A 13,128-nucleotide genomic window follows, 5' to 3' on the forward strand; every position below is an offset into this window, starting at 1 on the left:
TCAGGCCCGGTCAAATATCGTCCCGGGCCTTCAGCCCTGGGCCAGAAACTGCCATTTGCGCGCTTCATAATCCGCCTCGCTGACGGCGCGCGCATTGAACGGTTCGATCCCGCCCGGGCGTGGCGCTACCTGCCCGACGGTGGTTCCGCTCGAATATCCGGGCCGCAGCACCTCGCCGAACAGATAGGCCCGCTCCTGACGCGCCTGCTGCAAAGCCTCGGCCACACCAACCACGGAGCCATCATCGCCCCGATTGATCCCTTCCAGATCAATCAGCCGCACGACATCATCAGGATTATGCGCACCATTGCGGATCGCCTCTGCCCGAAGCGCCGCCACAATGACTTCCCGGTCACTGTCCTGCCGCACCCGGGCCAGCGCTTCCTCATGACTGCGCTGAAGCGTCTCCTGCCGCATCACAACATCCGTCATTTCCTGACGAACCGCCTCAACCTCGCTCCGCGCTTCATTCAGCGCCCGACGCAGAGCCTCCACATCCTCAATGGTGTCATCAGTTCCGGACATCATTCCCCCGTCAACACTCATGCTTGTTCAGAAGCACACCACTGCTCCAGCATTTTCCATTCCGTATTCGGATCAGAATTTCCCGATGCCATCGCAAACATCCGAACCGCCGTCTCGCGGCTCAGAATTCCATTGGAAACCGCCGTCACCAGACCCTGCGTCAACGACAGCAGCTCTGGATCGGTAGACGGAAACCATGCCGGCCACCGCAGGCTCATGCGGCAGTACGGCAGGTCCTTGACCAGCGTTCCCCCGATCCGCAGCCCGTTTTCCAGAACACAGGAAAACCGGCACGCCATCCGGTAAATCGAGAGCAGTGCTCCCTCTCCGTAAGAATGCCGCAGACGATCCACCAGCCAGATCAGCGGCTGACACATCATCTCCATGGCCTTGCCCGACTGCGCACCACCAACCCGGTCGCCATGCGCCCGGTTGCCATGCAGCTGCTCAAGTACCACCAGACGCAGCTCCCGATAATGATCGAGCACCGCCCCTGCCGCATTCCCGTTGATTTCCAGAAGCTTGGCATCACCTTCCGGCGGCAGCGTCAGCGCCGAAGCCGCCCCACCCTGATGCGCCACACCGTCGGAAAAGCCACCCGTCTTCAGCACCAGCGTCGGATCAGACCCGTATTTCAGCCCCCGACCTGCCTGTGACAGCAGATAATCCGCCTCGATCACCGTATCGATGGCCCGCTCGAACGTGCACTCACCTTCCGGATCACGCCCACAAGGCCCACCCAGATTGCGTATCCACACGATGGGCACGAACCCCAGCCCATGCCGGACGGAGCGGCTCTCGTCCCGAACCCCGCCATCCATTCCCACCAGCCAGGGCACGGACACCGCACAATCCAGCGGCGTCCAGATCCGCTGCCACCAGAACTGCGCCCCCAGAAGCTCATCCGCAATCGGATAGCCCTGCGCCGCCAGATCCCGCCCCCGGACCAGAAACCGCTCCTCGACCCGAAGCAGTACCCCCGTCGCATCATCCCAGAACGGCGTCAGATACGCCGTCTCCAGAACTGAGAGTTTCGGAACCCCGGCCGAGACCTCGAACAGGATCGCAACCGACCCCACCGAACCCAGTCGCGCCGCTTCCATAAGAAGTGACGCCAGCCGGGTCTGCGACGCGAACGCGCTCAGGGCATGCGCCACCCGCGCATCATCCGTCACCAGACCCGGCCAGTGCGTATCCCCGAACAGCAGCGAAACCGACTCATCCACCACCGTCCGACACAGATTTGTCCGCACCGAAGGACGCCGGCTCGACAGCGGGATGTATTCCCCCGCCCCCGACTTCTCCATCGAGAACGGATGCGGCAGCGCATCATACTGCGTCCCGTCCAGAACACGCTTGAGCGCCAGCAGCCGCGCCGTCCGCGCGGACGCACCCGCGGGAACAGCGTAACGCTGTTGCAGGGACAACCAGTCCATGTGTTCTCCATTGTTTCAGGCCGCGATCCCGACCCGAACGGTCGGTTCAACGCGCCAGCGAAAATCCAGACGGACCCCAGCCCGTCATGCCGCCACTTCCGGCCAGCATCAGTTCACTCAGCCCCCAGACCATCGCATCCGCCCGATCCGGAGACCGTGGCCCGCGATACCCGCTGACCGAGAAATGACAGAGCTGATCCTCCAGAGCCGTAAAGCGGCCATGATGAACAACCCTGCCAACCTCATAGAGCGCTGCAACCGGCTCTGCGCGCGCCGCCTTGCCCCGCGCCGCCGTCACCAGCTTGACCGAGGCATGCGCCCGCACACTCCGGATCGTGCCCTCTACCAGAGCCCCGCCGAAGTTCCGCTCCGCAACAATGCGTTCAGCACCCCATTCATCAAATGCCCGCAAGGCCCTGGCAGCCCAACCCGCCGGGCTATCCCTGGCAGACAGATCTTCCAGAACATGCCCCACACCAGCCGCATCAACGCCACAGACCACAATTCCGATCTCGTCGGACCTGTAATCTTCCGGTCCCGCCGCCCCCGAAGGATCAACAGACACCAGAATACGCCGCATCCGAGCCGCCACATCCGCCCGGCTCTGCGACGTAATCGCCGCCTCGCGCCGGAACATCTCCAGCCGCCACAGCGCGCCTTCAACAACCGATTGATATTCACCATACAGAAACCGCCGCTTTTCCCGCTCAGGGAGCGCTTCAAGGCTGGCGAGATAATCCTCGCTCAGATTATCCCGGTTGGCCTGCGGATTGAGGATCATCGTCGCATAAAGCGACCTGTCCCCGACCGGTTCCCCCGATTTGGGCTCGATCCCGCTTTCGAAAAGCGCATAGAGCCAGTGCCCCATGCTCGGCGGGTTGGCATCGATATATTCCTTGACCGCAAGACCCGTCTTCTGCGCCAGACGCGTCAGAAGCATGTTCCGCGCACCATAACTGATCTGGCTGGCCTCGTTCAGATAAACCGTCGCAAATTCCAGACCGAGGATCTTCTCGGTCCGCTGCTCGTCATCCAGCCCCCCGAAAAAGATCGTCGATCCATTCGGGAACGTCACGACACAGTCCTGCCGGTCCAGCTTCCATCCGACCTGCGGAAAACACATCCGCATGACCTTCGGAAACGTATCCCGCAGAACAGACGCCTTCAGCGCAGTCAGTCGATGGCGAAAAATGCCATGCCGACTGTCCGGAGCCTTCAGCGCCCTGATCACAACGGCCCGAACCAGAACAAAGGTCTTCCCCGACCGCGACCCGCCTCTCAGAAGAATATGTCTTGCCGGCCCACCAAGCAGCCGCACCGCCTCACGCTGCGAATCATTCAGCCTAAAGGGCGCTGTCATCACTACTGATATTGATCGAAATCGTCCCCGAACGTCCCTCGGACTCCATACCCGCCCTGAAACGGGATGGGCGATGCGCACGAAGCAGAAACGCCATCAATCCGTCGCTATAGCGTTTGCGAACAATGGGATTGCCCGTATCCGGATCGCAGACAACTCGCCCCGCATAGGTAATAGGCTCGTCATATCCTTCCACGGCGCGTCGACGCGCTTCCGCTTCAAGAGCATCCGCAGCCTCTTCCAGAGCCTCCTCCCACCGGGAAGAAAATTCCTTATCCGTATCTTTCCAGAGATATAACGTACTGCGCCGGACCTCAGCGACACGCCCGGCTTCAGAAATATTTCCACTCACAGACAGATGTTCGAGAAATCTTTTCTTCCGTTCCCAAGACTGTTCCCGTCGCAAAGAACATTTACCAGATACGTCTTCATCCATCTGCTTCAACCTTTTTCCCCAGATCGCCCTGAGAACCAACCGTCAGACGGCTCTCAGCGAAGCCTCCCTGCGGCTCATCATCATGCCACCCTCGAGCCAGACAGCCCGAACCGGCCTGTGCCGTGGCCGATCCCTCGGACCCGCCCCCTTTCGCGCCAAGGTTTCCACATTGCGCTGCGTCTGTTCACGCCCGGCCCGTACCGCCACACGGGAGAGGGTTTCCGGCGCGATCCGTCCAATCACCCGGGCGGAAAGAACCGACCGCTGACAGGGAATGGACCTGCACCGGACATCCAGGCGGGAAAGGCCTGCATCCACCAGTTCGTACCATTCCAGAACAACATCCGCCCGATGAACCGGCTCGCCTTCATAAACGAGGGGACACCCGGCAAATGAACCTGCATTTTTCTGAAGAACAATGAATGTCTGCCTGCCAGACAACACAACGCTACCAGAAGAAATTTCACACTTTTCCATAAATCAGGAAACTTCCAAAATAAAAGCCGGCCTCTCGCGAGAGGCCGGCTTCAGATTTTCATGTCGTAATTCTTCAGTATGCGTTTTTTATATCAAAACCGCGTTCAAATAGCAAGCGATAATTTATCGTTAACAAGATTTTTTCCTGTTTTTCTTTTTGGACAGCGTTTCATAAACATGCGCCAGCTGCTCCAGAAGCAGCGCGCACTGAGCCGACACCTTCATCCGCGCACGTCCTTCCGACAGAGCCGGATAGAGATGCCGCGCCATGGCCGAAAACGACATCTCCCGCGCCAGGAGCATCTCGAGACGAACATGCGCACACAGCCCCAGCATGTCCCGAATCTGCGTAATCCGCGCAGAACACTGTCCGCGGCCCATCATCCAGGTGTGAATGTCTCCCCGCTCCCTGACACGACCATCAGAAGGCGAATTTTCCACCACACCCAGAGAGGCAAAGACATATTCGCGATACCAGCGATCCGCAGCAGCCAGTTCATCGTCCCCGATATCGCCGGCGTCATACATGGACTGCACCGCATTTACGACCCGGAACGTATTTCCAACCTCACGGATCTCCGAATGGCGGTACCGCTCCCCAGTCGGCCTGACCACACCATCAGACAGTCCCGCAGCAACAACCGGTATTTCCCGCACCATCTCGAACATCAATTGATCTCCAATCCGGCTTCACGGCCACCCATCGGCTGCAATCCCGGAAAGACCGGCACCAGATCCGCACCCCACAGCGCATTCCAGCTTACAGGATGACCCGCCGGCAATGCCTCGGCCGTCTCCCGGTCCGTCACCGTCCGCACACGTGAAGCCGACGCCTCAGATGTTTTCCTCGCAGAACGTCCCCGCCCCTTGCGTGCACTTCCCTGCTCAGGTAGCCAACCATCGGACGCCAGCATGGCGGCGAGAGCACTTGCGGACACCCGCCGGGGTGCGGAACCTGACTTGACCTGCCTCATCTCAACATCCTTCACCAGTACAGAACTGTTACCAACTTTGGCAAAATGCCATAGTGTGTGATAAAAAAAACTTCTTCTGGATTTGGCATAAAGCCATTGCTAAAAAGGCCTCATGGCCAAACACAAGCGCCCGGACTCTCTGACTGCACTCCAACGAGCCATCGGAACTCGCATTTCCTGGGCTCGTGAACTCGTCATGCCCAATCAGAGCGAATGCGCCCGCCTGCTAGGCGTTGACGCTTCGACCCTCAACAAGATCGAACGCGGTGACCGCGCGCCCAGCGTCTTCCTCATTGCGGCCCTGTCGAACCGCCTGCGCGTCTCGACAGATTTTCTTCTGAAAGGCGTCCTGAACGGTCGTACCGACGAAGAACTGGCCCTGCGGCTGGCTGCCCTGCACCCAGAACTGGTGCTCCAGCGGCAAGACATGGCTCCGAACACGGACAGAAACACATCTTCCGACACACCTGATCCGCCCAAGAGACCAGATGAGGAGATCCATTAGTGACTGTTTCACTGGTTTCCGTACGCATTCAGGCGCCCCCCATTCGATACGACACGATAAGCTCGCCTCATCGATGGAATGAACAAATCAGAAACATCCCCGGTCATCAGAGTGCCTGAATTCATTGACCGGTTCCCTTCCTTTCCCGTTGATCGCCCCCATGGCAACCACCGATTAACGATAAATTAATGGCACTGTGCCATTGGGTCAAGGAACAAATATGGCTTTAAGCCATTAAGACAGATTTTGGCTGTCGCCAGTTTTTCGCATTGCAGCCACAATTCGGCACGGCGGATAGGCACCTTCAACCGCGTTTCACAGAGAAATCACGCTGAAGAGTTTCATATTACAGCTTTTTTCTGACTGTATATTTTAATGAAATCTGTACTTTTGAAGTACTGATTCAATTATCGAGACATTCCATACCCGCCCACGCGGACGCTTTTCCGAAAAAAATCCCGACGATTTTTCACGATCAGAACCGCTGGGCAGCTCTATCCCTCAGACAGGATCGCCGGAGGGATATCCGCATCATTCAAAGTACTCGCCCTGTCCGCAGAGCTACTCGTGAATAACGTCCAGATCTCCGAACCGGGTATATTCCCCTTCGAAATACAGCTGGATCATTCCGGTAGGGCCATGCCGCTGCTTCTCAAGAATCAACTCTGCTTTGTTGTGCACGAGAGCCATCTTGCGCTGCCACTCTTCTGTAGCAGCCTGGAACTTGTCATTGCTGTCGTAGGCACTGTCCTTGGGCTGACGCTGCTGCAGGTAATATTCGTCGCGATAAACGAACATGACCGCATCCGCATCCTGCTCGATCGAACCCGATTCGCGCAGATCCGACAGCATCGGCCGCTTATCCTCACGCGATTCCACCTGACGCGAGAGCTGGGACAATGCAATCACGGGCACGGAAAGCTCTTTCGCAATCGCCTTGAGCCCCTGCGTAATCATCGAAATTTCCAGAACACGACTGTCAGGCTTCGTCCCGATGGCCGGCCGCATCAGCTGCAGATAATCCACCACCACCAGGCTCAGCCCCTGCGTCCGCGCCAGGCGGCGGCACCGCGTCCGCATGGCAGACAGGGAAATCGCCGGCGTATCGTCGATATAGAGCGGCAGTCGCTGCAGCTCGCGGGCAACCCGGACAAACCGGTCAAATTCCTTCTGCCCGATATCACCACGACGGATCTTCTCACCCGAAACTTCGGCCTCACCCGAAAGAATACGGGTCGCCAGCTGCTCGGATGACATTTCCAGCGAGAAAATCGCAACCGATCCCTTTGGCTTCTCGCCGCTGTCCTCGGCATCCCGCAGGATCGAGCGCGCTGCAGAGAACGCGATCTTGGTCGCGAGCGCCGTCTTGCCCATGGCAGGACGGCCGGCAAGGATAATCAGGTCGGAAGGATGCAAACCACCCGTCCGCTTGTCGAAGTCCCGCAAACCCGACGTCAGACCGACCACGTCTCCGGTCCGCTGATAGGCCTTGGTCGCAACACTGACCGCTTCCGTCAGGGCTTTGGTAAACGAGACGAACCCGCCTTCCTGGCCCCGCTCCGTCGCCAGCTTGAACAATGCTTCTTCAGACGCCGCAATCTGATCGGAACCATCCAGATCAGGCCGCGCTCCAAAGGCATTGTTAACGACAGTTTCACCAATATCGATCAGCTGCCGGCGCACCCAGGCATCATGGATCACCCGCCCATAATCACCCGCATTGACGATACCCACCATCGCCGTCAGCAGCTTGGCCAGATAGGCCGGGCCGCCCGCAGCATCCAGAACACCGGTATGCTCGAACTCCGCCCGCATGGTCACGGGATCGGCCAACTGCCCGCGCTCGATCCGCCGGGCAATGGCCTCGTAGATCCGTCCATTGAGCGGATCGGAAAAATGAGCCGGTTCCAGAAAGTCCGAAACCCGCTCATACGCCTTGTTGTTGGTCAGAATGGCGCCCAGAAGCGCCTGCTCGGCGGCCGTGCTGGACGGCGGGCTGCGCCTCAGCAGGACACCCAGATCTCCATCGTTCGAGGAAGCATCAGAAACGGTCGGAGAGGAATGCGATTCGATCATGTTCACGCTGCCCTTCTACCATCCTGCATCGCGACCAGAAACGGATTACCTCGCGACCCAGCCATCCTCGGCCAGAACCACACCCGCCAGATAAAGACTGCCACAGATCAACACGCGTGCAGGCGCCCCCCCTTCAGCGACCAGACGCTCCAGAGCTTCCCTGACAGTCGGACCAGCAATCGCCCGCCCCCCCGAAGCTGCAATGATCTCTTCGACCGGCATCGCCAGATGCTGCCCCGGCTCCGCCACCGCCTGAACCGAAGCCGCCCGCTCAACAATCGGCTTGAGAAACCCTGACGCATCCTTGGTCTGCTTCACACCGGCAATCACATGGACAGGCCGGTCTTTCCAGCCATCCAGAACCGTTCCCAGCACCTGCCCGGCATCCGGATTGTGACCACCATCCAGATAGAGTTCCCATCCGGCAGGAAGCATCTGCGCCAGCGTACCATCCAGTTTCTGCAACCGCGCAGGCCAGAAAGTCCTGGAAATACCCTGATAAGCCGAAACCGGCAGACCCAGCCCCGAAACCCGTAATGCCGCCACAGCCAGCGCCGCATTCCCGGCCTGATGCTGCCCTTTCAGAGCGGGCAGAGGCAGTGAGAGCACGCCATCCGCATCGCGATATTCCAGACCATCGGCGCGCTCGGTAAAGACAACATCCTGCCCGATCACCCGAAGCGGCGCATTCAGCTCTGAGGCCCGGCGACGAATGACATCCAGCGCCTCCGGTATCTGGGCCGCCGAAACAACCGGTACACCCTCCTTGATGATCCCGGCCTTCTCCCCGGCAATGGCCGCAACCGTACTGCCCAGAAACGCCTCATGATCCAGACTGACCGGCGTAATCACGCAGGCCGCAGGCTTCGGCACGACATTGGTCGCATCCAGCCGCCCCCCAAGCCCGACTTCCAGAACGACCAGATCCGCAGGAACCTGCGAAAAAAGCAAAAAACCCGCCGCCGTCAGAACTTCGAAAACCGTAATCGGAGCACCCGCATTTACCTGCTCGACCTTTTCGAGCGCAGCAACCAGAACATCCTCATCCACAAGCCGCCCCGCCAGCCGGAAGCGCTCGGTCACGCTCACCAGATGCGGGCTGCTCATGACATGAACGCGCAGACCACCCGCCTCGGCAATCGCCCGCAGATTGGCGCAGGTGCTACCCTTGCCGTTCGTCCCGGCCACATGAATGACTGGCGGCAGATGACGCTCGGGATTGCCCAGCTTCGCCAGAAGCGCCTCAAGCCGCCCCAGCGAAAGATCAATCAGCGCCGGATAAAGCTCCTGCAACCGCGCAAGAACGGCACCCGGCCGTCCCTGATATTCGCCGGACAACCGAACCGGCGCCCCACGCTCCGCAGTCATCAGGCTGCCGCGTCGGAAACGGTTTTCTGGCGCATCATGATGCCCAGAATCCGCCCCAGAAGTTCCGGAAGCTCGGAGCGCTTGGCCACGATATCGACCATGCCGTGCTCACGCAGATACTCCGAACGCTGAAAGCCTTCCGGCAGCTTCTCACGGACGGTATCCTGAATGACGCGCGGCCCCGCGAATGCGATCAGCGCATTGGGCTCGGCGATATGCACATCACCCAGCATCGCAAAGGACGCCGAGACACCGCCCGTCGTCGGGTTCGTGAACACGACAACATAAGGCAGACCCGCTTCCTGGAGCATCTGCACACCGATCGTCGTCCGCGGCATCTGCATCAGGCTGACAACGCCTTCCTGCATCCGCGCCCCACCCGAAGCCGTATAAACCACCAGCGGCGCCTTCTGCAGAACAGCCAGACGGCAGGCGGCCACGAAAGCCTCGCCCAGCGCAGCGCCCATCGTCCCCAGCAGGAACTCGGGCGCCATGACGGCAACCACGGCCTTCTGTCCCTTGATCATGCCATGAGCAACGACCAGTGCCTCATCAAGATGCGACTTGTTCCGCGCATCCTTCAGACGATCCGTATAACGCTTGGAATCCTTGAACCCCAGCGGATCGACCGGCATCTTCGGCAACTCGATGGTGGTGTATTCCCCCCCGTCGAACGTCCAGCCCAGACGCTCCTTCGCCGTAGCCCGCATGTGGTGCCCGCAATGCGGACAGACCTTCTCGGACCGCTCCAGCTCCTTGGTGAGCATCATCTGCCCGCAGGATTCGCAGTTGGTCCACAGATTGTCCGGCACGTCCCGCTGAAGCAGGCCACGCAGCTTGGGTCGGACGTAGTCGGTCATCCAGCTCATGTCGTCTCGTTACTTTCTGCCCGCCTTCAGGACAAAGGACGGAATGGGGGGTTAAAGCCCGGCGAAGGGCTGCATTCTCTGGCGCGTTTTAACGCCCGGAGGCCAAATATGCCAGCCCAACCATCAGCGGGCCCGTCTTATCTCTCCCGCCTGCATCACAAATCATGCCATCTTCCCCAACACGACCCATCACAGCGGACGTCATGTCCGGGATCCGGCCCCTTTCCCGAAAAGAGCCAGCCCGACAGACCACGTTCCTGAACGGAGAAGACCATGTCCGACAGTTTCAACACCATCCGCTTCCCCAGCCCACAAGGCCTCAAGCCCGGCTGGTTCATCGGTTTCGGAGCTTTCCTGATCATTCTCGGCATCCTGGCCGCCCTGGATACAGTCGCCACCACCCTGACCAGCATGGTCATCCTCGGCGTCCTGATGATCATCGGCGGCGTCGCCCAGGTCATGCAGAGCTTCGCCCATCGCGGCCTGCCCGTCCCGAACCAGTGGCTTTCCGGACTGATCGGCGGCCTCTATATTTTCGGCGGACTGCTCCTGATCGAAGAGCCCGCAACCGGCTCGATCTTCCTGACCGCCATCCTCGCAGGTTGCCTGATCTTCGCAGGTCTCGCCCGCACCTTCTGGGCTGGCGGCCACCGCAACAACAGAAGCTGGCTCGCTCTCGCCATCAGCGGACTTGTCACGCTGATCATCGGCATCATGCTCTACATGACACTGCCCTGGTCCGGCCTGTGGCTGATCGGCATGTTCATCGCCGTGGAACTGCTGATGGCCGGCGTCGCAACCGTCCTCTTCGGACTGTCCCTGCGCAGCAACGGCGTCTGAGTACCCTGTCCCGGCAGGCACCAGCCTGCCGGGACATCAGAAATCAGGCCCGGACGGCCGCCGCCAGACCTTCAAGCTGCTTCAGAACGGACGGGACGGTCCGCTCCGTCGCCCGGCCATCCTCAAGCGTGCCGGCCATGGTTTTGATCAAAGCCGAAGCCACAACAGCCGCATCCCCGATCCGCGACGCCGTCCGCGCCTGCTCCGGCGTGGAAATCCCGAACCCGATGGCCACCGGCAGGCTGGTCGCCTCCCGGATCCGCGGGAGCGCCTTCTCCAGATCCGCCGCACTCGCACTGTTCGTCCCGGTAATCCCGGTAATGCTCACATAATAGACGAACCCGCTTGCGTCCCGCAGGACGTGGAACAGACGGGAGTTCGACGTCGTCGGCGCCACCAGCGAGATGATATCGAGGCCCGCTTCCCGCGCATGCGCATCCAGCAGATCCGCTTCCTCGGTCGGCATGTCGACGACGATGATCCCGTCCACACCCGCCTGAGCCGCATCAAAGCAGAACTCGGCCGGACCATAGCTGTCGATCGGGTTCAGATACCCCATCAGCACGATCGGCGTTTCATTGTCGGTCTCACGGAACGCCCGGACCATCTCCAGCACACGCCCCAACGTCGCCCCGGCCTTCAGCCCACGAAGTGCTGCCGCCTGAATCGTTGGCCCATCCGCGGACGGATCGGAAAACGGCACCCCGATCTCGATCAGATCCGCCCCCGCCGCCGGCATCGCCCGTAGCAGTTCCAGCGAAGTATCATAATCCGGGTCACAGGCCTGAAGATACGGAATCAGGGCGCCACGCCCTTCCTTCTTCAGGGCGGCAAAACGTGTCTGGATACGGCTCACAGCTTCACTCCCAGATGATGCGCCACAGTAAAGATATCCTTGTCCCCACGACCGGAGACATTCAGGACAATGATCTGGTCCTTCGCCATCGCGGGCGCAATCTTCATGACATGCGCCAGCCCATGCGCACATTCGAGCGCCGGAATGATGCCCTCCGACCGCGTGCAGACCTGGAACGCCTCAAGCGCCTCCTCATCCGTCACCCCGACATATTCGGCCCGCCCGATATCATTCAGCCAGGAATGCTCCGGCCCGATCCCTGGGTAATCCAGCCCCGCACTGATCGAATGAGCCTCCTCGATCTGTCCGTGCTTGTCCTGAAGCAGATACGTCCGGTTGCCATGCAGCACACCCGGCCGACCACGGGAAATGGACGCCGCCGTCTTCCCGGAATCCAGCCCATGCCCCGCCGCCTCGACACCGATCAGCCTGACGGATGCATCATCGAGGAACGGATGGAAAATCCCCATCGCATTCGAGCCGCCCCCGATGGCCGCCACGATCACATCCGGCAGACGCCCCTCGGCCTGGGTAATCTGCTCCTTGACCTCAACCCCGATGACGGACTGGAAATCACGAACCATCTCCGGATACGGATGAGGCCCCGCGACCGTACCGACAAGGAAATACGTGTCGGAGACATTGGCCACCCAGTCGCGCATCGCCTCGTTCATCGCATCCTTGAGCGTCCCCGCCCCGGCCGTCACCGGCTTCACTTCCGCGCCCAGCAGATGCATGCGGAACACATTGGGCTTCTGACGCTCGACATCAGTCGCGCCCATGTAAATCGTGCATTTCAGCCCGAAAAGCGCACAGACCGTCGCCGTTGCCACACCGTGCTGCCCTGCGCCGGTCTCCGCAACAATCCGCGTCTTGCCCATCCGTCGGGCAACAAGAATCTGGCCCATGACGTTGTTGAGCTTGTGCGAACCGGTATGGTTCAGCTCTTCACGCTTGAAGTAGACCTTCGCCCCCCCAAGCTCTTCCGTCAGATGCTGCGCAAACCACAGCGGGCTCGGACGACCGACATAATCCTTCAGGTAATAATCCAGCTCCTTGCGAAATTCCGGATCGGCCTGCGTGGCGCGATAGGCCTCATCCAGCTCAAGCAGCAGCGGCATCAGCGTTTCCGCAACGAAGCGGCCACCGAAAATCCCGAACCGCCCCCGGTCATCCGGACCGGAACGGAGGGAATTGACCAAAGGAGAGGACAGGGGAGAAGATGTGTTCGTCATACCGCACTCGGTTCCACTTCAGGGCTCCAATGCGATACCAAGGGCAGCCCGCGCCGTCCATCCACCTCGCTGATTTCCGACGTCTCCTGAAACAATTCCGGGACAGGACCTTGCGATCCCGCGGCAGTCAGGACATGAGAGAGCCTCACAGCCATTTCATTTGTCCCAAGG

Annotated in this window: 13 protein-coding genes; 2 read left to right on the forward strand and 11 right to left on the reverse strand. The window is 60.2% G+C overall.

All coding sequences use genetic code 11. From position 1 onward, the window contains the following. Positions 1–30 precede the first annotated feature (30 nt). From HKD31_RS10505 to HKD31_RS10530, 6 genes are all read right to left on the reverse strand, one after another. Positions 31–528 carry a phage scaffolding protein gene (locus HKD31_RS10505; RefSeq protein ID WP_228120525.1) on the reverse strand — a complete coding sequence of 166 codons (498 nt, stop codon included), beginning with the start codon at positions 526–528 and terminating at the stop codon, positions 31–33. Positions 529–542: 14 nt separating this feature from the next. Then, positions 543–1,961: a phage portal protein gene (locus tag HKD31_RS10510; RefSeq protein ID WP_194265013.1), complete on the reverse strand. Its 1,419-nt coding sequence runs from the start codon at positions 1,959–1,961 to the stop codon at positions 543–545. A 46-nt stretch (positions 1,962–2,007) separates the two neighbouring features. Then, on the reverse strand, positions 2,008–3,321 hold the full coding sequence (locus HKD31_RS10515; RefSeq protein ID WP_194265014.1) for a phage terminase large subunit: 1,314 nt from the start codon (positions 3,319–3,321) through the stop codon (positions 2,008–2,010). Beyond that, positions 3,305–3,757 carry a hypothetical protein gene (locus HKD31_RS10520; protein ID WP_194265015.1) on the reverse strand — a complete coding sequence of 151 codons (453 nt, stop codon included), beginning with the start codon at positions 3,755–3,757 and terminating at the stop codon, positions 3,305–3,307. Before HKD31_RS10520 ends, HKD31_RS10515 begins: the two co-directional genes overlap by 17 nt. 606 nt (positions 3,758–4,363) lie before the next feature. Beyond that, the gene (locus tag HKD31_RS10525) at positions 4,364–4,903 is read right to left on the reverse strand and encodes a hypothetical protein (protein ID WP_194265016.1); all 540 of its coding nucleotides are present in this window, start codon (positions 4,901–4,903) and stop codon (positions 4,364–4,366) included. Then, positions 4,903–5,208, reverse strand: coding sequence for a hypothetical protein (locus HKD31_RS10530; RefSeq protein WP_062496308.1), 306 nt, complete (start codon positions 5,206–5,208; stop codon positions 4,903–4,905). Before HKD31_RS10530 ends, HKD31_RS10525 begins: the two co-directional genes overlap by 1 nt. A gap of 196 nt (positions 5,209–5,404) precedes the next feature. Here HKD31_RS10530 and HKD31_RS10535 point away from each other — a divergent pair, with 196 nt between their 5' ends. Then, positions 5,405–5,713, forward strand: coding sequence for a helix-turn-helix domain-containing protein (locus tag HKD31_RS10535; RefSeq protein WP_011252760.1), 309 nt, complete (start codon positions 5,405–5,407; stop codon positions 5,711–5,713). Between the two features lie 561 nt (positions 5,714–6,274). Here HKD31_RS10535 and HKD31_RS10540 read toward each other — a convergent pair. Genes HKD31_RS10540 through accD form a run of 3 tightly spaced genes read right to left on the reverse strand, consistent with a single transcriptional unit; the run spans position 6,275 to position 10,026 of the window. Continuing rightward, entirely contained in the window at positions 6,275–7,789 is a 1,515-nt protein-coding gene (locus HKD31_RS10540; RefSeq protein ID WP_062455970.1) for a replicative DNA helicase, read from the reverse strand. 45 nt (positions 7,790–7,834) lie between these two features. Continuing rightward, on the reverse strand, positions 7,835–9,157 hold the full coding sequence (locus HKD31_RS10545) for a bifunctional folylpolyglutamate synthase/dihydrofolate synthase (RefSeq protein WP_194265017.1): 1,323 nt from the start codon (positions 9,155–9,157) through the stop codon (positions 7,835–7,837). Beyond that, the gene (gene accD / locus HKD31_RS10550) at positions 9,157–10,026 is read right to left on the reverse strand and encodes an acetyl-CoA carboxylase, carboxyltransferase subunit beta (protein ID WP_062496312.1); all 870 of its coding nucleotides are present in this window, start codon (positions 10,024–10,026) and stop codon (positions 9,157–9,159) included. Before accD ends, HKD31_RS10545 begins: the two co-directional genes overlap by 1 nt. Positions 10,027–10,299: 273 nt before the next feature. On the opposite strand from accD, the gene HKD31_RS10555 reads away from it, so the two are divergent. Further along, positions 10,300–10,866 carry an HdeD family acid-resistance protein gene (locus HKD31_RS10555; RefSeq protein ID WP_062496314.1) on the forward strand — a complete coding sequence of 189 codons (567 nt, stop codon included), beginning with the start codon at positions 10,300–10,302 and terminating at the stop codon, positions 10,864–10,866. Positions 10,867–10,909: 43 nt separating this feature from the next. Here HKD31_RS10555 and trpA read toward each other — a convergent pair whose 3' ends face one another. Both trpA and trpB read right to left on the reverse strand, forming a co-directional pair. After that, positions 10,910–11,722, reverse strand: coding sequence for a tryptophan synthase subunit alpha (gene trpA, locus HKD31_RS10560; protein ID WP_194265018.1), 813 nt, complete (start codon positions 11,720–11,722; stop codon positions 10,910–10,912). Beyond that, positions 11,719–12,957, reverse strand: a complete 1,239-nt coding sequence (gene trpB / locus HKD31_RS10565) for a tryptophan synthase subunit beta (RefSeq protein ID WP_194265019.1) — start codon at positions 12,955–12,957, stop codon at positions 11,719–11,721. The genes trpA and trpB overlap by 4 nt, the downstream gene beginning before the upstream one ends. Positions 12,958–13,128 lie beyond the last annotated feature (171 nt).

Source organism: Gluconobacter potus, from assembly GCF_015244705.1.
GTDB lineage: Bacteria > Pseudomonadota > Alphaproteobacteria > Acetobacterales > Acetobacteraceae > Gluconobacter > Gluconobacter potus.